General features: G+C 61.3%; 25 protein-coding genes and 1 tRNA gene. 22 read left to right on the top strand and 4 right to left on the bottom strand.

The window, feature by feature from the left end; genetic code table 11:
- The first annotated feature begins 148 nt into the window (after positions 1 to 148).
- The 8 genes from RPE78_RS00920 to RPE78_RS00885 all read left to right on the top strand — a co-directional run bounded on the left by RPE78_RS00920 (position 149) and on the right by RPE78_RS00885 (position 7,738).
- Positions 149 to 1,399 carry a Zn-dependent hydrolase gene (locus RPE78_RS00920; protein ID WP_339107651.1) on the top strand — a complete coding sequence of 417 codons (1,251 nt, stop codon included), beginning with the start codon at positions 149 to 151 and terminating at the stop codon, positions 1,397 to 1,399.
- A gap of 175 nt (positions 1,400 to 1,574) precedes the next feature.
- Positions 1,575 to 1,964: a tautomerase family protein gene (locus RPE78_RS00915; RefSeq protein WP_339107650.1), complete on the top strand. Its 390-nt coding sequence runs from the start codon at positions 1,575 to 1,577 to the stop codon at positions 1,962 to 1,964.
- 64 nt (positions 1,965 to 2,028) lie between these two features.
- A complete protein-coding gene (hydA, locus tag RPE78_RS00910) occupies positions 2,029 to 3,483 on the top strand; it encodes a dihydropyrimidinase (protein ID WP_406720980.1) in 1,455 nt (484 codons plus the stop codon).
- A gap of 87 nt (positions 3,484 to 3,570) precedes the next feature.
- Positions 3,571 to 4,350 (top strand): ABC transporter ATP-binding protein, encoded by a 780-nt coding sequence (locus RPE78_RS00905; RefSeq protein ID WP_339107648.1) that lies wholly within the window; start codon positions 3,571 to 3,573, stop codon positions 4,348 to 4,350.
- A gap of 84 nt (positions 4,351 to 4,434) precedes the next feature.
- Positions 4,435 to 5,298, top strand: coding sequence for an ABC transporter permease (locus RPE78_RS00900; RefSeq protein ID WP_406720979.1), 864 nt, complete (start codon positions 4,435 to 4,437; stop codon positions 5,296 to 5,298).
- Between the two features lie 44 nt (positions 5,299 to 5,342).
- Positions 5,343 to 6,137: an ABC transporter permease gene (locus RPE78_RS00895; RefSeq protein ID WP_406721671.1), complete on the top strand. Its 795-nt coding sequence runs from the start codon at positions 5,343 to 5,345 to the stop codon at positions 6,135 to 6,137.
- Between the two features lie 44 nt (positions 6,138 to 6,181).
- Positions 6,182 to 7,165 carry an ABC transporter substrate-binding protein gene (locus RPE78_RS00890; protein ID WP_339107645.1) on the top strand — a complete coding sequence of 328 codons (984 nt, stop codon included), beginning with the start codon at positions 6,182 to 6,184 and terminating at the stop codon, positions 7,163 to 7,165.
- A 117-nt stretch (positions 7,166 to 7,282) separates the two neighbouring features.
- Positions 7,283 to 7,738, top strand: coding sequence for a hypothetical protein (locus tag RPE78_RS00885; protein WP_339107644.1), 456 nt, complete (start codon positions 7,283 to 7,285; stop codon positions 7,736 to 7,738).
- A 5-nt stretch (positions 7,739 to 7,743) separates the two neighbouring features.
- Here RPE78_RS00885 and RPE78_RS00880 read toward each other — a convergent pair whose 3' ends face one another.
- On the bottom strand, positions 7,744 to 8,982 hold the full coding sequence (locus tag RPE78_RS00880; protein ID WP_339107643.1) for a mechanosensitive ion channel domain-containing protein: 1,239 nt from the start codon (positions 8,980 to 8,982) through the stop codon (positions 7,744 to 7,746).
- Positions 8,983 to 9,145: 163 nt separating this feature from the next.
- On the opposite strand from RPE78_RS00880, the gene RPE78_RS00875 reads away from it, so the two are divergent.
- The 6 genes from RPE78_RS00875 to RPE78_RS00850 all read left to right on the top strand — a co-directional run bounded on the left by RPE78_RS00875 (position 9,146) and on the right by RPE78_RS00850 (position 17,358).
- Positions 9,146 to 10,480, top strand: a complete 1,335-nt coding sequence (locus RPE78_RS00875; RefSeq protein WP_339107642.1) for a short-chain fatty acyl-CoA regulator family protein — start codon at positions 9,146 to 9,148, stop codon at positions 10,478 to 10,480.
- 99 nt (positions 10,481 to 10,579) lie between these two features.
- Positions 10,580 to 10,993 carry a response regulator transcription factor gene (locus RPE78_RS00870; protein WP_406720978.1) on the top strand — a complete coding sequence of 138 codons (414 nt, stop codon included), beginning with the start codon at positions 10,580 to 10,582 and terminating at the stop codon, positions 10,991 to 10,993.
- On the top strand, positions 10,980 to 11,249 hold the full coding sequence (locus tag RPE78_RS00865) for a hypothetical protein (RefSeq protein ID WP_406720977.1): 270 nt from the start codon (positions 10,980 to 10,982) through the stop codon (positions 11,247 to 11,249). Before RPE78_RS00870 ends, RPE78_RS00865 begins: the two co-directional genes overlap by 14 nt.
- 29 nt (positions 11,250 to 11,278) lie before the next feature.
- Positions 11,279 to 13,972, top strand: a complete 2,694-nt coding sequence (locus RPE78_RS00860) for an ATP-binding protein (protein ID WP_406721670.1) — start codon at positions 11,279 to 11,281, stop codon at positions 13,970 to 13,972.
- Between the two features lie 116 nt (positions 13,973 to 14,088).
- Entirely contained in the window at positions 14,089 to 15,231 is a 1,143-nt protein-coding gene (locus RPE78_RS00855; protein ID WP_406720976.1) for a FliM/FliN family flagellar motor switch protein, read from the top strand.
- Between the two features lie 192 nt (positions 15,232 to 15,423).
- Complete coding sequence (locus RPE78_RS00850) at positions 15,424 to 17,358, top strand: enoyl-CoA hydratase-related protein (protein ID WP_406720975.1); 1,935 nt, start codon at positions 15,424 to 15,426, stop codon at positions 17,356 to 17,358.
- A gap of 48 nt (positions 17,359 to 17,406) precedes the next feature.
- Here the strand turns inward: RPE78_RS00850 and RPE78_RS00845 are convergent, their stop codons facing one another.
- The gene (locus tag RPE78_RS00845) at positions 17,407 to 17,622 is read right to left on the bottom strand and encodes a hypothetical protein (protein WP_406720974.1); all 216 of its coding nucleotides are present in this window, start codon (positions 17,620 to 17,622) and stop codon (positions 17,407 to 17,409) included.
- Positions 17,623 to 17,778: 156 nt separating this feature from the next.
- Here RPE78_RS00845 and RPE78_RS00840 point away from each other — a divergent pair, with 156 nt between their 5' ends.
- Complete coding sequence (locus tag RPE78_RS00840) at positions 17,779 to 18,030, top strand: DUF2312 domain-containing protein (RefSeq protein ID WP_339107636.1); 252 nt, start codon at positions 17,779 to 17,781, stop codon at positions 18,028 to 18,030.
- Positions 18,031 to 18,160: 130 nt separating this feature from the next.
- On the opposite strand, the gene RPE78_RS00835 is transcribed toward RPE78_RS00840, so the two are convergent.
- Positions 18,161 to 19,036: a hypothetical protein gene (locus tag RPE78_RS00835; protein ID WP_339107635.1), complete on the bottom strand. Its 876-nt coding sequence runs from the start codon at positions 19,034 to 19,036 to the stop codon at positions 18,161 to 18,163.
- A 118-nt stretch (positions 19,037 to 19,154) separates the two neighbouring features.
- Between RPE78_RS00835 and RPE78_RS00830 the strand changes: the two genes are divergently transcribed.
- The 4 genes from RPE78_RS00830 (at position 19,155) to RPE78_RS00815 (ending at position 22,672) form a co-directional block, all read left to right on the top strand.
- Positions 19,155 to 20,816, top strand: coding sequence for an ABC transporter permease (locus RPE78_RS00830; RefSeq protein WP_406721669.1), 1,662 nt, complete (start codon positions 19,155 to 19,157; stop codon positions 20,814 to 20,816).
- A 51-nt stretch (positions 20,817 to 20,867) separates the two neighbouring features.
- Positions 20,868 to 20,943 (top strand) — tRNA-Thr (locus tag RPE78_RS00825).
- A 139-nt stretch (positions 20,944 to 21,082) separates the two neighbouring features.
- Positions 21,083 to 21,775, top strand: a complete 693-nt coding sequence (locus RPE78_RS00820) for a tyrosine-type recombinase/integrase (protein ID WP_406720973.1) — start codon at positions 21,083 to 21,085, stop codon at positions 21,773 to 21,775.
- Positions 21,776 to 22,009: 234 nt separating this feature from the next.
- The gene (locus RPE78_RS00815) at positions 22,010 to 22,672 is read left to right on the top strand and encodes a hypothetical protein (RefSeq protein WP_406720972.1); all 663 of its coding nucleotides are present in this window, start codon (positions 22,010 to 22,012) and stop codon (positions 22,670 to 22,672) included.
- Between the two features lie 349 nt (positions 22,673 to 23,021).
- On the opposite strand, the gene RPE78_RS00810 is transcribed toward RPE78_RS00815, so the two are convergent.
- Positions 23,022 to 23,165 (bottom strand): helix-turn-helix domain-containing protein, encoded by a 144-nt coding sequence (locus RPE78_RS00810; protein ID WP_406721668.1) that lies wholly within the window; start codon positions 23,163 to 23,165, stop codon positions 23,022 to 23,024.
- Here RPE78_RS00810 and RPE78_RS00805 point away from each other — a divergent pair.
- The 3 genes from RPE78_RS00805 (at position 23,101) to RPE78_RS00795 (ending at position 24,258) form a co-directional block, all read left to right on the top strand.
- A complete protein-coding gene (locus RPE78_RS00805) occupies positions 23,101 to 23,331 on the top strand; it encodes a hypothetical protein (protein WP_406721683.1) in 231 nt (76 codons plus the stop codon). The two genes, RPE78_RS00810 and RPE78_RS00805, sit on opposite strands and share 65 nt — an antisense overlap.
- Before the next feature lie 81 nt (positions 23,332 to 23,412).
- Positions 23,413 to 23,811 (top strand): hypothetical protein, encoded by a 399-nt coding sequence (locus RPE78_RS00800; protein WP_406720971.1) that lies wholly within the window; start codon positions 23,413 to 23,415, stop codon positions 23,809 to 23,811.
- Between the two features lie 81 nt (positions 23,812 to 23,892).
- Complete coding sequence (locus tag RPE78_RS00795; RefSeq protein ID WP_406720970.1) at positions 23,893 to 24,258, top strand: hypothetical protein; 366 nt, start codon at positions 23,893 to 23,895, stop codon at positions 24,256 to 24,258.
- Positions 24,259 to 24,501: the final 243 nt, after the last annotated feature.

Genomic DNA, 24,501 nt, shown 5'->3' with positions numbered 1-24,501 from the left:
TTCTACGCTCCGGTTAGGGCGGACCCTGTCAGGCCCTTGACCCGTTTCGGCTTGGGGTGTCTCAATATTCTTGACCAGTTGGTCAGAAACGAATTCGTCACAAAGAGGACGCCCGCGAAGACGTTCCGGTGACAGGGAGTATTTGAATATGTCCGCACCCGGAGAAAACCTCCGCATCAATTCCGCACGCCTTTGGGATAGTCTTATGGAAATGGCCAAAATCGGGCCAGGGGTTGCAGGCGGAAATAACCGACAGACCCTGACCGATGAAGATGCCGAAGGGCGCGCGCTGTTCCAGAGCTGGTGCGAGGCGGCGGGCATGTCGATGGGCGTCGACAAGATGGGCACCATGTTTGCCACCCGCGCGGGCGAGGACCCCGAGGCGTTGCCCGTCTATATCGGCAGCCACCTTGATACCCAGCCCACGGGCGGCAAATATGACGGGGTGCTGGGGGTGCTGGCCGCGCTTGAGGTTGTGCGCACCTTGAACGACCTCAATATCAAGACCAGACATCCGATCGTGGTGACCAACTGGGCCAATGAGGAGGGCGCGCGTTTCGCCCCTGCCATGCTGGCCTCTGGGGTTTTCGCGGGCGAGATCGATCTGGATTACGCCTATGGCCGTCAGGATCTTGAGGGCAAGACCTATGGGGCCGAGCTTGAGCGTATCGGCTGGAAGGGCGTGGAAGAGGTCGGCGCGCGCAAGATGCATGCCTATTACGAATATCATATCGAACAGGGGCCGATCCTTGAGGCCGCCGAGAAATCCATTGGCGTTGTGACCCATTGTCAGGGGCTGTGGTGGCTGGAATTCACGCTGACCGGCAAGGATGCGCATACCGGCTCTACGCCGATGGCGATGCGGGTGAATGCGGGTCTTGCCATGAGCCGGATTTTCGAGATGGTTCAGGACGTGGCCATGAAGAACCAGCCGGGAGCTGTGGGCGGTGTGGGGCAGGTGACCTTCACCCCGAACTCGCGCAATGTGCTGCCGGGCAAGGTGGTGTTTACCGTCGATATCCGCACGCCCGATCAGGCCAAGCTGGATGCGATGCGCGCCGAGATCGAGACCCGCGCCACTGGGATCTGTGCAGAGCTTGGTGTGGGCTGCGTCATTGATCCGGTGGGGCACTTTGATCCTGTGACCTTCGCGCCGGAGCTGGTGGCCAATGTCCGCACTGCCGCCGAGCGTCTGGGCTACAGCCATATGGATATCATCTCGGGGGCGGGCCATGACGCTTGCTGGGCGGCGAAAGTGGCGCCGACGACGATGATCATGTGCCCCTGTGTCGATGGGCTGTCGCATAACGAGGCCGAGGAAATCAGCCCCGAATGGGCGGCGGCGGGCTGTGATGTTCTGTGTCATGCCGTTCTGGAAACCGCGCAGATCGTGGGGTGATGTATTTTGCGGATAATTCGGTTCATTGAGGTATTACTTCAATGCATACCGGCATTTTCGCAAACCGAACCTTGCAACAAGGATGCTTGAAACATGGGCGTGATGGGTCAATTTCACTGTCAAGACGGCGCACCTTCCTTGGGAGTGCCGGATGCGACAATGAAGGAGATCACAGATGCCGCTTATCCAGTTTCATGTCATCGAAGGGCGCCCCGAGGCCGAGATCAAAGCGATGCTCGATGCCGGTCACGAGGCCGTTCTGGAGGCCTTCGCTGTGCCGCAGGACGACCGCTACCAGCTGGTGACCGAATACAAACCCGGTCGCATGGTGCTGCTGGATACGGGGCTGGGCTTTACCCGCGGCCCGAGCCCGATCCTTGTGCAGGTCTTCTCCTCGCCGCGCAGCGAAGAACAAAAACAGGCCTTCTACGACATTCTTTGCCGCAAGCTGGAAACAGCGATCGGTCTGGATCCGAAAGATCTGATGGTGTCGGTGATGTCCAACACACGCGCGGATTGGAGCTTCGGCTTCGGTCGCGCGCAATTCCTGACGGGCGAACTCTGATCTCTGTTGCGGCTTCGGGCGTAGCACAGATCTGCTGCGCCCCTGCCACAATAGGGAGACACCCATGACGAAAACGGTCATCAAGGGCGGCACGATTGTCACCGCCGATCTGACCTACAAGGCGGATGTTCTGGTCGAGGGCGGCCAGATCATCGAAATCGGGCCTGACCTTGCAGGCGACAAGGTTCTGGACGCCGAGGGCTGCTATGTGATGCCCGGCGGGATCGACCCACATACCCATCTGGAAATGCCCTTCATGGGCACCTATTCCGCCGATGATTTTGACGCGGGGACAGCGGCGGCCGTGGCGGGCGGCACCACGATGGTGATCGATTTCGCCCTGCCCAATCCGGGCGAGAGCATGCTCGATGCGCTGAAGAAATGGGACAATAAAGCCGCCCGCGCGCATTGCGATTACAGTTTCCATATGGCGGTGACATGGTGGGGTGAGCAGGTCTTTGACGAGATGAAGATCATCACCGAGCGCGGCATCAATTCCTTCAAGCATTTCATGGCCTATAAGGGCAGCCTGATGGTCAATGATGACGAGCTCTTTGCCTCGTTCAAACGTTGCGCCGAGCTGGGCGCGCTGCCGATGGTTCATGCCGAGAATGGTGATGTGGTGGCCGAGATGTCGGCGCGGCTTCTGGCCGAGGGCAATACCGGCCCCGAGGCCCATGCCTATTCCCGTCCGACGATTGTGGAGGGCGAGGCCACCAACCGCGCGATCATGATTGCCGATATGGCGGGCGTGCCGCTTTATGTGGTGCATACCTCCTGCGAGGAAAGCCATGAGGCGATCCGCCGTGCCAAGATGCTGGGCAAGCGCGTCTATGGCGAGCCGCTGATCCAACATCTGGTGCTGGATGAAAGCGAGTATTTCGACAAGGATTGGGACCATTCGGCGCGGCGCGTGATGTCGCCGCCGTTCCGCAACAAGCAACATCAGGATAGTCTTTGGGCGGGTCTGGCTTCGGGCACCCTGTCTTGCGTGGCGACTGACCACTGCGCCTTTACGACCGAGCAGAAGCGCTATGGCGTGGGCGATTTCACCAAGATCCCCAATGGCACCGGCGGGCTTGAGGACCGGATGCCGATGCTCTGGACCTATGGGGTGAACACGGGCCGGATCACGATGAATGAATTCGTGGCCGTCACCTCGACCAATATTGCCAAGATCATGAATATCTACCCCAAGAAAGGCGCGGTTCTGGTGGGGGCGGATGCCGATCTGGTGGTCTGGGACCCCGAGGCCAGCAAGGTGGTCTCCGCCAAGACGCAGGTGTCGTCGATCGATTACAACGTCTTCGAGGGCAAAGAGGTCAAGGGCCTGCCGCGCTATACGCTGTCGCGCGGGGTGGTTGCGGCCGTCGAGGGCCGTGTCGAGGCGCCCGAGGGACATGGGCAATTTGTCGCCCGCCCGCCGGGAACGGCGGTGTCGAAAGCGCTGTCGACATGGAAAGAGCTGACCGCGCCGCGCCCTGTGGTACGCGCCGGTATTCCGGCCAGCGGCGTCTGAGACGTCAACTCTTGCGGGGTGCCCGCCTTCTGGGCATCCTCAACCCACAGAGCCCGGAAAACGGGTCATTAGGGAAAAACGGGGAAGATGAAGAAACCGATTATCAATGCCCGCGATGTCAATCTGGTGTTTGAAACCAATGACGGGCCGGTGCAGGCGCTGAAGGATGTGAACCTGTCCATCGAGCGCGGGGAGTTCGTGTCGTTTATCGGGCCTTCGGGCTGTGGCAAAACGACCTTTCTGCGCTGTATCGCAGCGCTCGAAACGCCCACGGGGGGCGCGTTGACCGTTAACGGGATTTCGCCCGATGAGGCCCGTAAGGCGCGAAGCTATGGCTATGTGTTTCAGGCGGCGGGTCTTTATCCGTGGCGGACGATTGCGGGAAATATCAAGCTGCCCTTGGAAATCATGGGCTATCCGAAGGCCGAGATGGATGCGCGGGTCGAGAAGGTTCTGGAGCTGGTGGACCTCAAGGGCTTTGGCCGGAAGTTTCCGTGGCAGCTGTCGGGCGGCATGCAGCAGCGCGCCTCTATCGCGCGGGCGTTGTCCTTTGATGCCGATATTCTCTTGATGGACGAGCCGTTCGGGGCGCTTGACGAGATCGTGCGCGACAAGCTGAACGAGGAGCTGTTGGCGCTTTGGGCGCGGACGGGCAAGACGATCGGTTTTGTGACCCATTCGATCCCCGAGGCGGTTTATCTTTCGACCAAGATCGTGGTGATGAGCCCGCGCCCTGGGCGGATCACCGATGTGATCGATAGCCCCTTGCCGAAGGAGCGTCCCTTGGAGATCCGCGATAGTCCAGAGTTTCTGGAGATTGCGCATCGGGTGCGTGAGGGGCTGCATGCGGGGCATGCCCATGTGTGAATTTGTTTGCAAGGGAAGGGGGGCGCTGCCCCCCAACCCCCCCGGGATATTTAGGGCAGCTGGAACTGTGATCGGGGGGGACTCATGACGCGGGTTGGTCCGGTATTGGTTGTGGTTTGTGCCATTATCGCGGTCTGGTATGGCGCGACGGTCTGGCTGAACAGTGCCTGGGTTTATGATCAGGCGGCGCGTTCGGGGCAGGCGGTTGGATTTTGGAATATGGTTGGTCAGACGATGGCGCTGGACAGGCCCGTATTGCCTGCGCCGCATCAGGTTGTGATGGGGCTTTGGGACGGGGTCACGGGACAGAAAGTGACGTCGAAGCGGTCTTTGGTCTATCATGGCTGGATTACGCTGGAGGCCACGGGGCTCGGGTTTATCATCGGGACCGTGGCGGGGTTGTTGCTGGCCGTGGCGCTGGTGCATAACAAGGCGCTGGATATGAGTTTCATGCCTTGGGCGATCGCAAGCCAGACGATCCCCGTGCTGGCGATTGCGCCGATGGTGATTGTGGTTTTGGCCTCGCTGGGGGTGAAGGGGCTTTTGCCGAAGGCGCTGATTGCGGCTTATCTGAGTTTCTTCCCTGTCCTGGTGGGGATGGTGAAGGGTTTGCGCGCACCTGATGCGATGCAGATTGATCTGTTGCGCACCTATGGCGCGCCGAAGACGGCGATCTTCTGGAAGCTGCGGTTGCCGTCCTCGATGGCCTATTTCTTTGCCTCGCTGAAGGTCGGGGTGGCGGCGGCTTTGGTGGGCACCATTGTGGCCGAATTGCCCGCAGGGGCTGTGGCGGGGCTTGGTGCGCGTCTGTTGCAGGGCAGCTATTACGGGCAGACGATCCAGATCTGGGCGGCACTGATTGCGGCAGCCTGTCTGGCAGCGGTGCTGGTGGGGCTGGTGGGCCTGATCGAGACGGTCGTGTTGAAACGGATGGGGTTGGTAAGATGAGCTTTCTGATCTTTGCGATCCTGTTCTGGGCCGTGGCCTTCTGGATGAATGCAACCATCGCGGCACGTTGGTCCGAGACAGGATGGGCGCGCTATTTTGTGCCTGCGCTCTTTGGCGTGACGCTTCTGGTGCTGTGGGAGGGGATCGTGCGCGGCTTTGCGGTGCCACAGGTGATCCTGCCTGCGCCAAGCCAGATTGCGATGCGCTTTGCGGCCTCGACCGGTGTCCTTTGGATCGATTTCCGCCAGACCATTCTGAAGGGGGCGCTTTCGGGCTATGTGATGGGCTGTGCTGCGGCCTTTGTGATGGCAGTGCTGGTGGACCGTTCGGCTTTTCTGGAACGGGGGCTGATGCCGGTGGGGAACTTTCTTGCCGCGCTGCCGATCGTGGGGATCGCGCCGATTTTCGTCATGTGGTTCGGCTTTGACTGGCAGTCGAAGGCGGCGGTGGTGATTGTCACCGTGTTCTTTCCGGTGCTGGTCAATATGGTCGCGGGGTTGAAGGCCACCGATCCGCTGCAGCGCGATCTGATGCGCACCTATTCGGCCAGCTATCTGCAGACGCTGATAAAAATGCGCCTGCCTGCGGTTTTGCCCTTCCTGTTCAACGGGCTGAAGATTGCCACCACTCTGGCGCTGATCGGGGCGATTGTTGCTGAATTTTTTGGCTCTCCGACGCGGGGGATGGGGTTTCGGATCTCGACCGCGGTGGGGCAACTCGACATGGCACTGGTTTGGTCTGAAATTACGGTAGCGGCGTTGGCTGGTACCGGATTCTACGGGCTGATTGCGCTGGCCGAAAAAGTGCTGACCTTCTGGCATCCGTCGCAAAGGGGATGAGGCGGGCCAAGAGACGGCAAGATAAAAACCAACAGGAGAGTAAGATGAAGAACTGGATGATGGGCGCGGCGCTGGCGGCTTTGGCGACGGCAAGCCCTGCCTTTGCGGCGGATGTGACGCTGCAGCTGAAATGGGTCACGCAGGCGCAGTTTGCAGGCTATTACGTGGCGAAGGACAAAGGGTTTTACGAAGATGAGGGCATTGATGTGGATATCCTGCCCGGTGGTCCCGATATCTCGCCCACGCAGGTGATGGCCGGTGGTGGGGCTGATGTGACGGTGGACTGGATGCCCTCGGCCTTGGCCGCGCGCGAGAAAGGGCTGCCGCTTGTGAATATCGCGCAGCCGTTCAAATCCTCGGGCATGATGCTGACCTGCCTGAAGGAAAGCGGCATCAAGAGCCCCGAGGATTTCAAGGGCAAGACGCTGGGCGTGTGGTTTGGCGGCAATGAATACCCGTTTTTGAGCTGGATGAGCACCTTGGGCATCCCCACAGATGGTTCCCCCGAGGGGGTGACGGTGCTCAAGCAGGGCTTCAATGTCGATCCGCTTTTGCAAAAGCAGGCCTCCTGCATTTCGACCATGACCTATAATGAATACTGGCAGATCATCGAGGCGGGGATTTCCCCCGATGATCTGGTGACGTTCAAATACGAGGACGAGGGTGTGGCGACGCTTGAGGACGGTCTTTACGTCATGCAGGACAAGCTGGAAGATCCGGACTTCAAGGCGAAGATGGTCAAATTTGTCCGTGCGTCGATGAAGGGCTGGAAATGGGCCGAGGAAAACCCCGATGAGGCCGCCGAGATCGTGCTGGACAACGATATGACCGGGGCACAGACCGAAGAGCACCAGAAGCGCATGATGGAAGAGGTCGCCAAGCTGACGGCAGGGTCCAATGGCGCGCTGGATCCGGCAGATTACCAACGCACCGTGAAGGTGCTGATGAATGGCGGCTCGGATCCGGTGATCACCAAAGAGCCGGAAGGCGCCTATACGCTGGAGATTACCGACGAGGCGCTGAAGTAAGCCTTTGGCATGACAGGGAGGGCGCGCGGGCAGAGGATCGCGCGCCCTTTCGGTTTTAATCGAAATTTCACCGCCCTCTGGCAGTCTGCATGTGGACGAGGCCCGGAGGAGGGCGGTATGAGTAAAGCGACAGTACATAAAGAGATCGTCAAGGAAGACGGGCTGCCGGCATGGGTGAAATGGGGCCTGTTTCCGGTCATGATCGGCGGCTTTGGCTGGGCGTTCTTTGCGGTGTCCCAAAGCCAGTTTGCGGCCCCTGCGTCATTTCTGTTCAACACACCCACGCAAGAGGTCGAGGCGGCCTATTGCATGGTCGTCGCCGAAGAGATCCATCCCAATCTGGTGCCGCCCGGCTCGTATATCAGCGAGGCGCGCAATTTCTGGATGGAGCGGTTGCGCAAGATCGCGGGTCCGACAATGGGCGAGGCGCTTCTCAAGGCGCGGGTTCAGCTGACGCGCGATATCGAACAGGTCACGAAACCCAACCCGAAACGCGAATGGCTGGAATTTACGGTCAGCGAATGCAGCCATAAGGCCACAAGCTACGGTATGCGTTTCCGCGAATTCCAGTAACGTCGCTATCCAAGCGGCCCGCGGGTCTGGCCCTGTGCTCCGGCATCTGTCTCGGGCAGCGCGCGCCCGGGCCCGGGTTCGGTGTTCAGCATGGCTTCGGCGCGGGTCTTGGGCAGGGCCGAGGGGATTTCGCGCTGGATATAGTCGATCAGCCCCTCGCGCATCTCGCAGCGCAGATCGAAGACGCGTGGCGCGGTGCGGGCCGATACCAGAACGCGCACCTCCATCACCCGTTCACGGAAATCGGTGACCTGCATCGCATAGACCTTGCCATCCCAGAGCCGGTTGTCCTCGGCGATTTTCTGGCCCGCCTTGCGCAGATCGGCAATCGGGGCGGAATGGTCGAGATAGAACATACAGGTGCCGATCAGTTCGGCATTCTCGCGGGTCCAGTTCTGGAAGGGTTGCTCGATGAAATAGCTCAGCGGCACCACAAGCCGGCGCCAGTCCCAGAGTTTGAGCACGACATAGGTCGAAGTGATTTCCTCGACCCATCCCCATTCCCCCTCCACGATCAGCGCATCATCGATACGGATCGGCTGGGTCAGGGCAAGCTGGATACCGGCAATCAGGTTTTTGAGGATGGGTTGCAGGGCAAGGCCCACCACAATCCCTGCCGCTCCACCCGCCGCCAGCAGCGAGACCCCATATTGGCGCACGGCAGGCACCGTCATCAGGGCGGCGGCGACCGCCAGAACCACGATGGCAACATTTGCCACACGGAGCAGGATGCGCGCCTGCGTCACATGCTTGCGCGCCAGAAGATTGTCTTCGGCATCCAGCTTGAAACGGCGCATATGCAGCGTCGTCCAGATGTAAAGCGCGGTATGCGCGATCCATGCCAGACAGAGGATGAAGGCAATCAGCAGCAGGTGACTGATCAGCCGTGCCGCTCCCTCGGACAGGGGCGCGACGCTGATCCCTATGCCAAGCGCCAGCACGATCATCAGAAGACGCAGCGGTCGGGTAGAGCGCCCGACCAGCGAACGCCAGAACAGATCACGGTTGCGCACCATCCGGTCCAGCATGCTGCGCACCACCCGATGCAGCGCCAATGCCAGCAGCAGGCACATCGCCAGCACCAGCGTTGAAACCGCCCAATCCGGCAGGTAGCGGCTGGCATGATCCACCGCCGTGCTGACCGCATCATTCACCGCGGTTTCAAGGTCCTGCAACCCTTCCGGCAGGGTCTCATGCGCCCCTTCGAGGGTCTGTCCGGTATCGGGGGTGGTCTGGGAGGCCATCTTTGTCTCCGATCTCTTACGCGCCCTCTTATGCTGCGTTGCGGCGCGAAGAAGTCAAGCCGAGCCGTCCCGATCTGCGGCATTTTGCTTCCGTGACGGGATGTTTCGCGCTATCCCTTTGACAGGACTGTCTGATTGGCGGCTTTTGGGCGAGAGGACTGGCATGGTGCGCGCGGCGCTTACCGGCACCCGCATCCGCGAAAGACGGATGGCGATGGGCATGCGGCAGGCAGAGCTTGCCAATCGTATCGGCATGTCTGCGGCCTATATCAACCTGATCGAACATAACCGGCGTCGGGTGGCCGATAGCCTGCTGGAGCAGATTGCCGCCGCGTTGGAGGTCGATCCGATGGCGCTGGCCGAAGGGGCCGAGGGCGTCTTGTTCGATAATCTGCGCGAGGCGGCGGCGCAGGCGCCTGCCGATATCGCCACGCAGATCGAGAGCGACCGGATCGAGGAATTCGTCAGCCGTTTTCCGGGCTGGGCGGCGCTTCTGTCCGAGCGCCAGCGGCAGGTCGGGGCGCTGAACCGGCTGGTGGAGCAGCTCTCCGAGCGGCTGTCGGAGGACCCGTTTCTGCTGGATGGCCTGCACGAGGTCATCTCGGCGGTGACCAGTCTTCGCTCGACGGCGGCGATCCTCACCGACGAGCCGCAGATCGAACCGGAATGGCAGGCGCGGTTCTTGCAGACGATTTCTGGGGAAAGCCTGCGTCTGTCGGGGGCGGCAGAGGCGCTGGTGGGCTATCTGGATGCACAAAGCGGGGCGGATCTCGGGCAGTCCGGCCCGTTCGAGCAGATGGAGGCATGGCTGCGCGATCAGGGTTGGTCGGTGGCCGAGCTGGAGGCCAATCCCCGTGCCAGGGTGGCCGATATTGTCCAGAATGCGCCCGAGCTTGCCTCGGATGCGGCCCGTGCTTTGGTGCGCGACTGGCTGGAGCGGATGCGCAATGATATCCGCGCCTTTCCGATGGCACGGCTGGAAGAGGGGCTCGCGCGGTTCGGAATGTCTCCGGGCGAGATCGCGGCGGCCTATCAGTTGCCCGCCGATCTGGTTCTGCGCCGTCTGGCGCAACTGCCAGCGGGGCATCCGGTGCTGCCCGATCTGGGGCTGGTGATCTGCGATGCTTCGGGGGCGGTGATTTTCCGCAGGCCGTGCAGCGGCTTTGCCCTGCCGCGTTACGGGGCGGGATGTGCCTTGTGGCCGATCTATGATGCGCTACGCCAGCCGATGCAGCCGTTGCGCCATGATGTGGAAATTGCCGGTCGGGTCAGCCAGAGCTTTACCACCTATGCGATTTCCGTGCCGCAGGTGGTGGGAGCCGGCTTTGGTCAGCCGGTTGCGGTGCAGGCCTATATGCTGATCGTGCCGCTGGATCCGGCCGCGCTGTTGCAGCCGCGCAGGCCGATTGGCGTGACCTGCCGGATCTGCCCGCGCAGTGCCTGCAGCGCGCGGCGCGAGCCCTCGATTCTGGGGGCGGTGCGCGCCGAGCTGGGATAGGCTCCGCTTTAAGACCAATCGGCAGCAAGATCTTGAGCGCAGAATTTGACACAACCCCTTCGGCAAGAGATAGTCGAGACGGGAGAAGGAGAGACGGGCATGCCGCAAGACCATGTTCTTCTGATCGAGGATGAACCGAATATTGTCGAGGCGCTGCGCTTTATCCTGTCGCGGCGTGGTTTTGTTGTGTCGAGTGAATCCGATGGGGCAAAGGCGTTGGGGGCCATAGAGACCACCCGACCCGATGCCGTGATTCTGGATATGATGCTGCCCGGCCTGTCGGGGTTGGAGATCCTGACGCAGATGCGCGCGCATCCGGCCTTGCGGGCAATCCCCGTGCTGATGCTGACCGCGCGCGGGCAGGCGCGTGACCGTGCCGCGGCAGATCTGGCGGGCGCGACGGCCTTTCTGGCCAAGCCCTTCGCCAATGCCGATCTGGTCGCGGCGCTGGATGGTATGCTGGCCGCGTGCCGCGCGCCTGCGGCGCAGGGGGTGCGTCATGGCACCGGCTAGAGCGCCGCTTTTTCTGGCTAGGCGGTCCTACCGGCTGCGGCGGGTAATGGATGCGCTGCGCCTGCTTCCGCTGTTCGGGCTGATCCTGTTCGTGTTGCCCGCGATGTTTGTGGTGGAGCCGTCGCAGGTGGCGCGGTTCGGGCTGTATATCTTTGCGGTCTGGGGGGCGGTGATTGCCGTGACGGCCTATCTGTCGCGCAGGCTCGACCGGGCGCTGGATCCCGGCGAACCGCTGGCCGAAATTCGCGATGACTGAGCGATCGAATGACTGAAACACCCGTCGGTATGACGTTCGACAGCCTGATCCTTGTCTGCCTGCTTTATGTCGTCTTGCTGTTCGGCGTGGCCTTCTGGGCCGAGGGGCGCGCGCGTTCGGGGCGGATGCGGGTCTTACAAAGCCCGTGGGTCTATACGCTGTCCTTGTCGATCTACTGCACGGCATGGACCTTTTACGGCGCCGTCGGCTATGCGGCCCGTTCGGGGCTGGAATTCGTGACGATCTATCTGGGGCCGAGCCTTGTCTTCTGTGGCTGGTGGTGGTTCTTGCGCAAGCTTGTGCGGGTAGGGCGGGCCCAAAGGGCCACCTCTGTCGCAGACCTGATCTCGGCCCGCTACGGAAAATCCAACAGTCTGGGCGTGGTGCTGACGCTTCTGGCAGTGCTGGCAGCCACCCCCTATATCGCGTTGCAGTTGCAATCGGTGACCGAAAGCCTGAGCGCCTTCGCGACCCCCGGTTTTGCGCCCCCAGCGGAAGGGGCCCAGCAGAACTGGGCCCTGTGGATCGCCGTCGGGCTGGCCGCGTTTGCGATTTTGTTCGGGACGCGCAATCTGGATGCCAACGAGCGCCATCATGGCGTGGTCATGGCCGTGGCGCTTGAGGCGGTGGTCAAGCTGGTGGCGGTTCTGGCGGTCGGCAGCTTCGTGGTCTGGGGGCTGGGCGGCGGCTGGGGGGCCGTGATGGACCGTATCGACCATTTCGCCACGCAGGACTGGGTGCCCCAACCCGGGCGTTTCATGGGGCTGACACTGCTTTCGGCGGCGGCGATCCTGACGCTGCCGCGCATGTTTCAGGTTCTGGTGGTCGAGAATGTCGAAGAGCGTCATCTGGCCATCGCCTCCTGGGCCTTTCCGGCCTATCTGGCGCTGATCAGCGTTTTTGTGCTGCCGATTGCGGTGATCGGGCTGGAGCTTCTGCCCGAGGGCGCCAATCCCGATCTTTTCGTGCTGACCCTGCCGCTGTCGCAGCATCACGACTGGCTGGCTTTGCTGGCCTTTCTGGGGGGCTTCTCCTCGGCCACATCGATGGTGATCGTTGCGGCTATCGCCTTGGCGACCATGATCTCGAACCAGATCGTCACGCCGCTCTGGCTGGCTTTATGGCCGTCGCATAACAGCAATCTGCGCCATGTGGTGCTGATGTCGCGGCGCTTCTCCATCGCCTTGGTGCTGGCGCTGGGCTATGGCTATTACCGGCTGTCAGGGCAGGGGGCGCTGGCCGAGATCGGGCTGATCGCTTTTGTTGGGGCCGCGCAGACCCTACCGGCGTTGCTGGGCGGGCTGTACTGGCGCGGTGGCACCCATCACGGGGCGATGGGCGGGGTGCTGCTGGGCGGCGGGATCTGGATCTATACGCTGTTTCTGCCCTCGCTGGGGATCGACGGGTTGATGTCGCCGCAGATGCTGGCGGAAGGGCCGTGGGGGATCGGCTGGCTGCGTCCGGAGGCCCTTTTCGGGCTCAGCGGGATGGACCCGCTGCTGCATGCGCTGTTCTGGTCGTTGTTTGCCAATGTGACAGCCTATATCGGCCTGTCGCTTCGGGCCTTTCCGCCGCCGCTCGAACGGCTGCAGGGGGTGGCGTTCGTCAATATCTATGACGAGGGGCCGGGGCCGCGGGGCTGGCATATGGCGGTGGCCGAATCCGAGGATTACCTGTCGACGGCGCAGCGTATTCTGGGGGCGCAGACCGCGCAGAAGTTCTTCCAGAGCGAGGCGGCGCGGCAGGGCAAAACCGGCTGGCTGCCGGACCCGACCCCCGATTTTCTGGCCGCTCTCGAACGGAAATTTGCCGGTTCTGTCGGCTCGGCCACCGCCCATGCAATGCTGGCGCAACTGTCGGGCGGGCGGGTGATCTCGGTCGGGGATCTTATCAATATGGCCAGCGAAGCCGCTGATATGAAAGAGCATTCCTCCCAGCTTGAGGCGAAGTCCGAAGAGCTTGCACAGGTGGCACGTCAGTTGCGGCTGGCCAATGAGAAGCTGACGCAGATCTCGGTGCAAAAGGATGCGTTTCTGGGCCAGATCAGCCACGAACTGCGCACGCCGATGACCTCGATCCGCGCTTTTTCAGAGATCCTGATGGAGCCGGACCTGCCCGACGAGATGCGCCAGAGCTATGCCAAGATCATCCTTGAGGAAGCGCGCCGCCTGACCCGGCTGCTTGACGATCTTCTGGATCTTTCCGTGTTGGAGCATCGCAAGGTGCAGTTGCATATCGGCCTGAGCAATCTGCATGAGCTGCTCAACCGGGCGGTGCAGTCCGCCGCCCATAGCGGCACTGCGGCGCAGTGCCGTATCGAGCGTGATTTCCCCAATGAACATGTGGCATTGTTTACCGATGGGGACAGGCTGGTGCAGGTTTTTATTAACCTTATCACCAATGCCCAGAAATACTGCGATGCGGAGAAACCCGTGCTGCGAATCGAGGTGCAACGGCAGGATGATCAGGCGCAGATCGATTTCGTCGATAATGGTGCAGGTATCCCGAAGTCGGCTCAGGATTTAATCTTTGAGAAATTTTCAAGGCTTACAGATATGTCTAGGGCAGGCGGAGCGGGGCTTGGTCTTGCCATCTGTCGGGAGATTCTCACCAATCTCGGGGGACGTATTGATTATCTGCCGGGTCAGGGAGGGGCGGCATTTCGTGTTTTGATACCGCTGCGGCGCGGAAAAATGGTTCACGAGGGCGCGGAAGAGACGTAAATCGGGACGGGATTAAATGTTTTGTAAACCCTGATCTGCGAGTCTGACGGAAGCGACCCTCAGTCGGGTACAAATGGGATATTATGGTGGATCAGAAGCCTTCGACAATCTTGCGTATGAAGACCGATGCAGCCAAGGCGGCGGCGTCGGGCGGTCCGGTCTCGCCCGAGCGTGCGATCCGCCATGTCTTCGCGAAAGTCGCACAGGATACATTGGGGCTGCCGCTTCAGGTGCTGGATGTGCATCAGTCTCAGGTCTCCTTGACCGAACTGATGGAGTCTTTTCCCGAACAGCCGATGCTCTGCGTGATCGAGGGGCCGAAAGACGCTTTTGGGGTTGTGGCGTTGCCGCCAATCACCTTTTCCTCCCTGATCGAGGTGCAGACGATGGGGGTGCTCTCGCGCATCCAGCCTGCGCCGCGCAGGCCGACGCGCGTGGATGCCTCTATGGTGCAGGGGGTGCTCGATTCGCTTCTGGCGGGGCTGGAGGACGCGCTGGCGGAAAGCGATGACATCATCTGGGCTGGCGGGTTCCGCTATCTGTCCTTCTTCGATGATCCGCGTCCGCTTTCGCTGATCCTCGAGGAAATCACCTATCGCATGTTCCGCATCACGATGCAGATCGGCAGCGCGATGGACCGCGAGGTCTCGCTGCTTTGGGCCGTGCCCGCGCGCGGACGCGGGGAGCGTGTTCTGCCGCAAAGCGATGCCGATAACCGCGCTCCCGAGGCAGAGGCGCTGTGGGCGCAGCAGATGGAAAGCACCGTTATGAGCACCCGCGCCGAACTGACGGCGGTACTGCATCGCTGGAGCATGCCGCTTTCGGGGGTGATGAATTTCAAACCGGGGGTCGAGATCCCGATCCCGCGCGAGGCGCTCGAGAAGCTGCGTGTCGAGGGGGTGGATGGCCGCCGGATGGGGATGGCCAAGCTGGGCCAGCATAGCGGACGCCGCGCTTTGCGACTGACCGCCAGCGAAGCCGAAAGCGCGGAAATCAACGAACTGGACGAGATGCAGACCCGCCCCGATCTGGGCGCTATGGCCATTGGCAACACGCCCTTTGGCGAAGAGGGGACCAGCGGCGACGGATTTCCGGCAATGGGTGGTTTCGACATGGGCGGGGAGGCCGATGCTGGCGGCTTTCCGGCGATGGATATGGGCGATCTGGGCGGTGATGACGCCGCAGAAGGCGGCTTCCCCGCGATGGATTTCAGCGCCTTCGAAGAGGATGACGCCCAACGCACCGGAACGGGTGGCTAGGCCCGCCCGCCGGGCAGGGCTTTGCATGATTTTCACCAAATTCCCCCCGTGCGACTTGCGAGACGCCTATGGCTTGCCGTAAGCGGTGAGAAGGCGGGCCTGCGCGGGCCTGCCATGTGCAGTTTAGCGGGGCGGGGTCGTATGGTCAGGCGGATCAGGGTTCAGCGATGTGATGGGGTCACTTTTCTGACTTTGCCGGAGACAGGCGGTGAAGGCTTCGATGCGGTGCTGCGCCGCTCTTTGGGGGGCGCGATCGGCCTGTGCCGACAGGAGGCCGACCTGCGGGGCGTTGTTATCCGCGCGACCGGCGCATGGCCTTGCGCCGACACTCCCGAAACGGATTTCGCCGATGAGGCCGAGACCCCGTCGATGACGGCGCTTGCGCAGAGCCTGTCCGATCTGCCCTGTCCGGTGGTTGTCGTGCTTGAGGGGCGTATCCGCGCGGGGGCTTTTGCTCTGGCACAGGCGGCACGTCTGCGTCTGGCGCTAGAGACCGCCAGCTTCGATCCGGTCGAGCCGAGCCTTGGCTATCTTCCGGCAGGGGGGAGCCTGATCCGCTTCCTACGCCGGAGCGGGCCGCGCAAACTTCTGTCTTTCCTGAAGGCCGGGCGTGCGCTTTCGGCGGCGCAGGCGGTCGAGCTGGGGGGCTGCGATGCGGTCGTTCCGGCAGATGCGCTGGATATGCCCGCTCTGGCTGATACCTTGCAGCAGGCCTTTGCCGAAGAGGGGCTGGTGCCCGATCCGGAAGGAGCCAGCCGCGAGACCGGACGCTATTTCACCGAACTCGATGCGCTGCGCGACACGCTTGAGGCCGGGCCGCAGCACGCGGTCTGGGAAAAGGCGCTGAGCATTGCCGAGGCGGCGGTTCTGCTGCCCTTCCCCGAGGCGCTGGATTTCGAGGCGGTGGCGCATAGCGATCTGCTGTCTTCGCCTGCCTCGCGGGCGCTTCGCCATCTGCGCGCGTCCGCGGCGCGGGTGCATGCGCAGGAGGCGCAGCCGGTGGGGGCGGACGAAATCGGGGCAAGGACCTTTGCCGTCTGGAACCCGCCCGAGGGTCTGGTCTATGCGCTGGCCGGTGCCGGTCATCGGGTGATCTGGGCCGAGGCACAACAGGACCGTTTGGAGGCAGGGCTGTCGGGGCTGGCGCGGGCGCAGGAAGCGGCCGTGCTGTTGGGCCGGATGAGCGCGGCAGAGCGCGACGCCGCATGGGATCGTGTCAGCGCCACGACCGACGCGGCGCAGGCCTTTGCCAAGGCCGATATCATCCTTGCCGACTCTGCGCCGCAAGAGCGCGCCGAGATCGTCGGGGCGCTACAGGCGGTCTCGGCGGCGGCGCTGGTGGCGACGAACCAGCCCGAGGCCGCCATCCGGATCGAACGCTATGGCCGCCATGTCGAAGTGCATGGCAAAGCGGTCGAGGATGTCTATTTTCTGGCCGCGATCCTGCGGGCAGGCGGCGATCTGGCGATCGGCCTGCCGGGGATGGATCCGGGGCTGGTCGCGCGTCTTCAGGCTGCGCTATGGGCTGCGGCGGAACAGTCCGTGCTTTCGGGGGCGACGCCGGTACAGGTGGATCAGGCCTGTCAGGCCTTCGGCTTGCAGCCTCCCTTCCAGCAGATCGACCGGCTTGGCGTCGAGACCGTGGCGCATTGTCTGCGTCGTGCCGGTTTCGTGCCCGGCCCGCTTCTGACCTATCTTCTGGTCGAGGGCTATGGGGGGATCCGCAAAGGGCGCGGCATCTATCTTTACAGTGACGGGGTGGCGCGGCCCGACCCGCTCGAGCCTGCGCTGCTGGACGCATTGCGCGCCGAGGCGGACCGTGTGGCACGTCCGCTGGATGCCGAGCGGATTGTCGAGCGGATCTGGCTGGCAATGGCGGCAGAGGGGGCGAAGCTTTTGCAGCTGGGGGCGGTGGACCGGCCCGGTGATCTTGATCTGAGCGCCGTGCACGGGCTGGGTTTCCCGCGCCACGAGGGCGGGCCGATGTTCATGGCCGACCAGCGCGGTCTGCTGGCCTGTCGCGAACAACTGGCGCAGCTTGCCGCAGGGGGCGCGCCGGAGCCTGTTACGCTGTGGGATGTGCTGATCCGTAACGGGCGCAGCTTCGGGGATCTTGATCGCGCCTGAGCGCTCACGCCCCCGACGCGCCTCTGTCGCGGTCTTGGGGGCGCCCGCCTAGCGCAGGAAGATCCCGACCACCACAATCATCAGCCCGATCACCGACACGAAAAGCGCGACCAGATTGACCGCCACGATGCGTTGCAGCCTGAGCCGCATTTCGTCTTCGGAAAGACCCGCGCGTTTGGCTTTGGCGACGGTCAGAATGCACCATGCAAGGCCCGCCAGCCCCAAAACGGAAATGATCGCGCCGGTCCAGATGAGGAATTGCATCGCGCTGCCCTTTTCAAAGAATTGCTGTTATGCCTGCGCTTAGCGATTTCGCGCCAATGTGACAAGCATTCAGGCGGTTCGCGCCCCCCGAGAGTGCTTGCTCCGCAGGCGCGGCTGGCTTAGGGAACAGGGCAAGACGAATAAGAGGAACATGTCATGCCCAATGATGCCGCCTATCAGGTAACCGCCGACGAGCTGCGCCAGTTCATCGAGCAGTTCGAAAGTCTCGAAGCCGAGAAAAAGGATATTGCCGAGCAGCAGAAGGACATCATGTCCGAAGCCAAAGCGCGCGGCTATGATACCAAGGTGATCAAGAAGATCATTGCCCTGCGCAAGCGCGACAAGAACGATGTCGCGGAAGAAGAGGCGATCATGGATATCTACAAGCAGGCGCTGGGGATGGAATGATCCCCGCCAGCTATGGCGCCCTGAAAAGGCCTCTCCTTGCGGGGGGCCTTTTGTCTATGCGGGCAATCGGAGCCTTCTGTCGCGTCAGTCCCCCGCTTCCGGCGTGGCCTGACGGCGGCCCGAACCGTGGTCAGGGCGCGAGGAAGGTGACATTCGGCATGGCGGCAATGGCGTCGATATCGGCCTCGTAGAGGGCGGTGACCTCGTCGATCAGGGCCTCGTCCCAGCCGGGGAGGGCCACATCCATTTCCAGCTCGTCCGGCTTGGCGAATTTGTCGAGAAAGGCCATCGTGATCTTGCGCCGTTGCTCGACGGTTTTGGGCGGGTTGTTGAGAATGTAATCGGCATAGCGGCGGAAGCCGCCCTCGGTCATGATCGTCTTCAGGATCATCTGTTCGCCGTTAAGTGTGACATCCCCGCTGATGCCGCTCAGGCTATGCAGGATTTCCGGCCAGATCAGCGGCGCGTCCTCATTGCACCAGACCACGATCTTATGGCCCTGCGCGGCCTCGACCATCCGTTCGAGGACAGGGCGCCAGCGCAGATCCCGGGGGTCGACCCCCTGCATGAGATCGTCATAGCTGCGCTCGGGCAGGCGCGTGGCCAAAGCGGGGATCAGGGTGGCGGGGTTGATCAGTGCCAGATGGAATTCGATCTCGGCATCGGGGAAGATATTGGCCAATGGCTCCAGCTTGCCCGGAACCATCGTATAGAAGCCCTTATCGGTGACCACACGCTCGGGAATGCACATGAAATATTCATGGCTGAAGATGATGCGGTTGATCTCTTCCTTATCGGTCACCGCAGCCAGCACGGCATCGGCGGTCTCGGGATCGGCTTCCCCGCCCTTCAGCGCCAGAAGCGTGTCGCGCAGCACCATCCGGTAACGGCGCGGATGCGGGACAATCACCCCGTTCTCGTCCAGCACGCGCGGGTTTCTTGCCAGACAGCGCACCAGACTATCCTCGTCGGTTGCATGGGCGCCAAGATGGAAGACAACCTGCATGTTTTTTCTCCGCTCTCATTATGGGGTTAGATTAAAGGAGCTTTGCTTTACAGGCAAACGGCTTTCGGTCTATGCGGGAAGGGTGTTCCTGATGGATAAACTCGGAATTGGGCAGGATATGGGCAAGCTAAAGGCGCATCTCGAACGGGGCAGGGCGGCAGGTACGGCGGGCTGGTCGGCGGTGGCCGTGCTGTTTGCCCTACTGATCCTTGCGCCGATCGTGGCGGTGGGCTGGCTTGCCGCGCATCCGGTGGAAAATATCTGGCCGCATCTTCTGGCCACGACCCTGCCGCGCTATCTTGCGAATTCGGCCATTCTGACGGGTGGCGTTGGCGTGCTGACTGCGGTGGTGGGGACGGGGGCCGCTTGGCTGGTGGCGATGTACCGCTTTCCGGGGCATCGCTGGCTGGAATGGGCGCTGCTGTTTCCGCTGGCCATTCCGGCCTATGTGACAGCCTATGCGCTGGTGGATTTTCTGGACTATTCCGGTCCGCTGCAGACGCTGGCCCGCGGGGTTTTCGGCTGGCAGGGGGCGCAGGACTACTGGTTTCCGCAAGTGCGCTCGCGTTGGGCGGCGGTCATCGTGCTGGCGGCAAGTTTCTATCCCTATGCCTATCTTCTGGCGCGCAATGCCTTCCGCGAGCAATCCGGTGCCAGCTACGAGGTGGCCCGCGCCTTGGGGGCGGGGCCTTGGGCGCTGTTCTGGCGGGTGGGGCTGCCGCTGGCGCGTCCGGCCATTGTTGCGGGCGCGGCGATTGCCATGATGGAGACGGTCGCCGATTTCGGTGTCGTGGACTATTTCGGCGTGCAGACCCTGACCACGGGGATCTTTACCACATGGCTCGAGGCCGGAAATGCCGGAGGCGCGGCGCAGATCGCGCTGGTTATTCTTGCGGTGATCTTTGCTCTTTTTGCCGCCGAAACGCTGGGGCGCAGACGGTCGCGCTATTACCAGTCGGCGCGGCAGAGCCGCCCTGTGACGCCGGTCACCCTGCATGGGGCAGCGGGATGGCTGGCCTTCGGGCTGTGCTGCATTCCTTTTGCGGCGGGGTTCGTCCTGCCGGTTCTGGTGATCGGCGGCCATGCGCTGGCCAATCCCGAGGCCTGGGCCGGATCGGGATTGCTGCTTGCGGTCTGGCATAGCCTGCTGACGGGGGGGCTGGCCTCTGTCATCTGTGTGCTGGCGGCTCTGGTGATGGTCTACGGGATGCGCCTGTCGGGGCAGGGGCTGCCGCGTCTGGTCATTCCGTTGACGGCACTTGGGTACGCCGCGCCGGGCGCGGTGCTGGCGGTGGGGATCTTGATACCTCTGGCGGCGCTTGATAACTGGCAGGCCGATACGATCTGGGCGCTGACCGGCCATGATCCGGGGCTGATCCTGACCGGAACGGGCATGGCGATCATTCTGGCCTATGTGGTGCGGTTCTTTGCCATCGCGCAGGCCTCGACCGATGCCGCTTTCGGGCGGGTGGCCCCGTCCTTGCCAATGGCCGCCCGCTCGCTGGGGCGGTCCTTGGGCCAGGTTCTGTGCACGGTCTATCTGCCGTTGATGCGTGGATCTGTCGGCTCGGCGCTGCTTCTGGTCTTTGTCGAATGCGTGAAAGAACTGCCTGCGACATTGCTGCTGCGGCCTTTCAATTACGAGACGCTGGCAACGCGGGTGCACGAAAAAGCGAGCCTCGAAAACCTTGGCGATGCCGCGCCGCCCGCCCTTCTGGTGATGGCGGTCGGATTGCTGGCGGTGGTGGTTCTGGCCAAAGCCAATCTTTCGAGACGTTAAGTGCCGCAAGGACTTGCAAGCGCCCGAACAAGTTTGTATCTGAACGGGAGTGCCTCCATAGCTCAGTTGGTAGAGCTGCGATTTTGTAAGTCGAGGGTCGGGAGTTCGAGTCTCTCTGGGGGCACCACCTTTGAAATCCAATGATAGCGTAAAGTCGAAAAGCCCTTGTGTTTACGGGGTTTCGTGCTTTTCCCGTTGTGCTATGACTGCGTAATTCTTCCAGAAATGTGCATCCGACTACGCACAAACTACGCATGGGATTACGCATGGCTTCTATCGCGAAATCCGCCAATGGCTGGCGGGTGCAGGTTTTCAAGCGCGGAATCAGAAAAAGCAAAGTCCTGCCGACAAAGCAAGCGACAAAAGACTGGGCTGCGCGGACCGAATGGGAACTGGAAAACTCCGAGGCCGTGGCATCAGCGCAGCCCTTTGGCGAGATCATGGATCGCTATGCCCGCGAGGTGTCGCCTTCCAAGCGCGGCCATCGATGGGAGCTTGTGCGACTGGAAAAGCTCCAGCGCGACAGTCTGGCAAAGATCCGCATGGGCGATCTTCGGGCCAGCGATCTGGCAGATTGGCGCGACCGGCGTCTGTCCGAGGTTTCGTCCGGATCGGTGCGGCGAGAGATGACGCTGCTCGGGGCGGTGCTGACGCAAGCGGCCCGCGAATGGGGGCTGATAAAGGAAAGTCCGCTGAAGGATGTGCGTAAGCCAGCGCAGCCAAAGGCGCGGGACCGCCTGCCGACCAGTGAGGAATTCGAGCGGCTGGCGCTGGTTGCCGGGGATGATCTGAGCCACGCGACAGCGCGGGCTTATCACGTATTCCGATTTGCCTGCGAGACGGCCATGCGGGCGGGCGAGATTGTCGGGCTACGCCGCGAGGATATCGATCTGGAGAGCCGTGTCTGCCGCCTCCACATGACCAAGAATGGCTCGGCCAGAGAGGTGCCGCTACCGTAGCTGACGAGTTTTGGCTGAAGGGTTGGTTCACACCGCAGGTATGCCCGAAACTGTCACCTCGGCGAGCCAGATCAGGTTCAACGAGGTTGCGAATGGCTGCCCCAGGGACGCTGCGCCGCAGCAAAGATATCTTTGGTGAATGGAAGGAGTGGGCCGGAAGCCCTTGCCATAGTGATATTATACGGCGGAGCGAATGCCGCATCGCCGTATGCCTCCTTGCATCCGGACCAGACATTGACGATCGCGTCGATGTTCAGTCTTATTCTTATCCATCTGGACTGGAGTGAATTCTTGAGCATCTATGATCCTTTGCACGAACGCCTTTCGTCCCTGCATGTCACAACAGTGAGAATGAGCTTTACCGACATCGAAGAGATTATCGGTCAAAGCCTACCTGCGAGCTCAAGAACATATTCCGCATGGTGGGGAAATAACGATCAAGGCGGGAAGAGGCACTCAGCTGCCTGGCTGAGGGCTGGGTGGCGTACTGAAGGTCTCGCTCTGGAGATGGAAGAAGTCAGTTTCGTGCGTATAACCGAGCCGGCTCTTCCCACTATCTTTGGTGCTGGGATTTCGACCTCGTTGAGCGCGGAATGGCTTCCGAGCGGAGAGGTCAAACTTTCTCCGGACGGGAAACTGGCCTTTCCAGATGTCCCCAAGGAGGCCGAGGTTTACCGCTTTCGTATCACAGCAGAAGAAACTTCACGCTGTTATATCGGCGAGAGCGCCAACTTACGTGTGCGCTTTAACTCCTATCGGAATCCGGGGCCGACGCAGGCAACTAACCTGCGCTTAAACGCGCAGATGCTTGAGCATCTTGCGACAGGTGGCGCCATCGGCCTCGATCTGATCACCCAAATTGGCGCATTGACGCAAGGCAACAAATTGGCGCATTGACGCAAGGCAACTCCAAGAAGGAAAGGAGCCTGAGCGACAAAGCCGTACGCAGGCTGCTTGAACAAGCCGCTAGGGCCGAAATTACCAGCGCGGCCTTTCTGTACCTGCAGAATGCTGCGTCAGCTGGGTAGTCTGGGCTCGAAGCGGTTTTTCGTCGCGTGATCAAGGAGTGGCGGCGCTGGGGACGGGCATTCAGCGGCCAGTCTCAGCAAGACTACGCGGTCTATGTTATTGAGAGTGAGGGACAGCTTGCTGATAATACGCAGTAGTCCCACGACAAGTTTTGATGGCACGGCGCAGACGCTTTGAAACTTGTCGATTAGGTTAATTTTGTCCGGTCTCAAAAAAATTACAGTTTGTAACGTCGCGCTTTACCTAGGCCCTTCGCCGCGATCTCGCCGCTTGTGGCTTTGCGCCAGATCGTCTGGGTGCTTACACCGAGCTGCTCTGCTGCCTGCGCGGCTGTGATCCGCCTCGATCCGGTCCGCTCCACCGGCCTCGATCTGCGCGCCACCGACTGGCCCGAAATCAGCGCATTCATGCAGGCCACAGGCCGGATCACCGAAGGCTGGGAGGCGGAACTGCTGTTCGAGATGTGCGCGGGGTATTTTGCGGCACGGCAGGCGGGGGAGGATCCGTTGGCCGTGGGGTTAACTTAATAAGTTAACTCAAGATTAGGGAGCGTTGGAGGATTTGATATTGGTCGCTTACATTAGGGGCGGCGACTTAGAGGGAAAGATATGACAACAGACTCCGGCACAAAGAAATTTATCGTATTACAGCAAGCAAGTATCTTGGCGGCTTTAGTAGGCGTGGCTAGCGTTTTGTGGCCAGCCTATGAAATCGCCCAAAATGAGTTCTCTTGGTCATCAGCGCTGTCAATTATTCTATCGACCTATGCTTTTTTACCTGCAGTCGTCGCATTTGAGATAAAAGTAGAGAAGAAAGGCCTCGATAAACCGTTTGCCAGATGGGTCACGTTTGTGATTGTCGCATCAGGAGCGGCGGGCGCATTGTTCGCTATTCTACGTTTGATAGGGCCGTTTTATTTAGTGGTGGCCGTATACTTAATTGCGTTGATTGTTGCCTACTTTTTCTGGCCGAAACAGAAAGTTAGCACTGAATCTACATCACCATGATGGAGTGAATATATTTCTCCAACCAACCCCAAGGGGCGGACCTCACGGTCTGCCCCTTTTTCTATGCAAAAGAGGTGTGCCATGGCGATGGGCCAGATGGGTGCGATGCAGGCGAAGCTCGGGCTGGACCTGAGCCAGTTCCAGTCGGGGGCGCGGGCGGCGAGTGCCGAGGCGCAGAAGATGGCGGGCAATATCAATCAGGCCTGGGCGGGAGTGCGCAATTCGGTGGAGGTGAAGGCGGCGCGGTCGTTTGGCCTTCTGCAAAGCATTTTTAAGCCTTCAGGAGCATGGCGGCTTAAAACGGACCGCAGCCTCCTACGATCAGTACTTCCACAATCTTTCACAGCTCGTGCAGCAGTATGTGGGCGAAAGCGCTACGGCAAAAAAAGTGCGGCCCGGAAAAGACGTCTCACGACGCCAGCTTCCAAGAAGCCGAGCCGCGTTTGATTGGGTATCCGACAAGAAAGGCAGCTTCGGTTCAACATCGAGATTTCGCGACACTGAATTTAAACGGAAATTTCAACGCTCTGAAGCAGAACTTTGTGACGCTTCCCAACATTATAATTCAATGGCCTTTGGTGCGGCTTCCGTTGCGCGCCATATGCGCCATGTTGATGCCGCGCAAGTGCAGGCCGCATTTGCGGTGATACTGGCTGCGGTATCGGCGCGGTGGGCCCTGTTTTTGGCGCA

The sequence above is a fragment of the Thioclava litoralis genome (genome assembly GCF_045278885.1).
GTDB lineage: Bacteria > Pseudomonadota > Alphaproteobacteria > Rhodobacterales > Rhodobacteraceae > Thioclava > Thioclava litoralis.
Note: the sequence above shows the minus strand (reverse complement) of the source record. Positions and strands in the feature narration are given on the sequence as shown.

Coding starts and splice junctions, on each gene's coding strand:
- hydA (WP_406720980.1), top strand. CDS start 2,029: ATGACGAAAACGGTCATCAAGGGCGGCACGATTGTCACCGCCGATCTG.
- RPE78_RS00895 (WP_406721671.1), top strand. CDS start 5,343: ATGAATGCAACCATCGCGGCACGTTGGTCCGAGACAGGATGGGCGCGC.
- RPE78_RS00845 (WP_406720974.1), bottom strand. CDS start 17,622: ATGCAATTCCTCATCTGGACCGGCGCGATCATTTCCGTTTTGGGGCTG.
- RPE78_RS00875 (WP_339107642.1), top strand. CDS start 9,146: ATGGTGCGCGCGGCGCTTACCGGCACCCGCATCCGCGAAAGACGGATG.
- RPE78_RS00915 (WP_339107650.1), top strand. CDS start 1,575: ATGCCGCTTATCCAGTTTCATGTCATCGAAGGGCGCCCCGAGGCCGAG.
- RPE78_RS00900 (WP_406720979.1), top strand. CDS start 4,435: ATGACGCGGGTTGGTCCGGTATTGGTTGTGGTTTGTGCCATTATCGCG.
- RPE78_RS00855 (WP_406720976.1), top strand. CDS start 14,089: ATGAAGACCGATGCAGCCAAGGCGGCGGCGTCGGGCGGTCCGGTCTCG.
- RPE78_RS00835 (WP_339107635.1), bottom strand. CDS start 19,036: ATGCAGGTTGTCTTCCATCTTGGCGCCCATGCAACCGACGAGGATAGT.
- RPE78_RS00890 (WP_339107645.1), top strand. CDS start 6,182: ATGAAGAACTGGATGATGGGCGCGGCGCTGGCGGCTTTGGCGACGGCA.
- RPE78_RS00885 (WP_339107644.1), top strand. CDS start 7,283: ATGAGTAAAGCGACAGTACATAAAGAGATCGTCAAGGAAGACGGGCTG.
- RPE78_RS00800 (WP_406720971.1), top strand. CDS start 23,413: ATGACAACAGACTCCGGCACAAAGAAATTTATCGTATTACAGCAAGCA.
- RPE78_RS00870 (WP_406720978.1), top strand. CDS start 10,580: ATGCCGCAAGACCATGTTCTTCTGATCGAGGATGAACCGAATATTGTC.
- RPE78_RS00865 (WP_406720977.1), top strand. CDS start 10,980: ATGGCACCGGCTAGAGCGCCGCTTTTTCTGGCTAGGCGGTCCTACCGG.
- RPE78_RS00905 (WP_339107648.1), top strand. CDS start 3,571: ATGAAGAAACCGATTATCAATGCCCGCGATGTCAATCTGGTGTTTGAA.
- RPE78_RS00840 (WP_339107636.1), top strand. CDS start 17,779: ATGCCCAATGATGCCGCCTATCAGGTAACCGCCGACGAGCTGCGCCAG.
- RPE78_RS00860 (WP_406721670.1), top strand. CDS start 11,279: ATGACGTTCGACAGCCTGATCCTTGTCTGCCTGCTTTATGTCGTCTTG.
- RPE78_RS00795 (WP_406720970.1), top strand. CDS start 23,893: ATGGCGATGGGCCAGATGGGTGCGATGCAGGCGAAGCTCGGGCTGGAC.
- RPE78_RS00920 (WP_339107651.1), top strand. CDS start 149: ATGTCCGCACCCGGAGAAAACCTCCGCATCAATTCCGCACGCCTTTGG.
- RPE78_RS00830 (WP_406721669.1), top strand. CDS start 19,155: ATGGGCAAGCTAAAGGCGCATCTCGAACGGGGCAGGGCGGCAGGTACG.
- RPE78_RS00880 (WP_339107643.1), bottom strand. CDS start 8,982: ATGGCCTCCCAGACCACCCCCGATACCGGACAGACCCTCGAAGGGGCG.
- RPE78_RS00820 (WP_406720973.1), top strand. CDS start 21,083: ATGGCTTCTATCGCGAAATCCGCCAATGGCTGGCGGGTGCAGGTTTTC.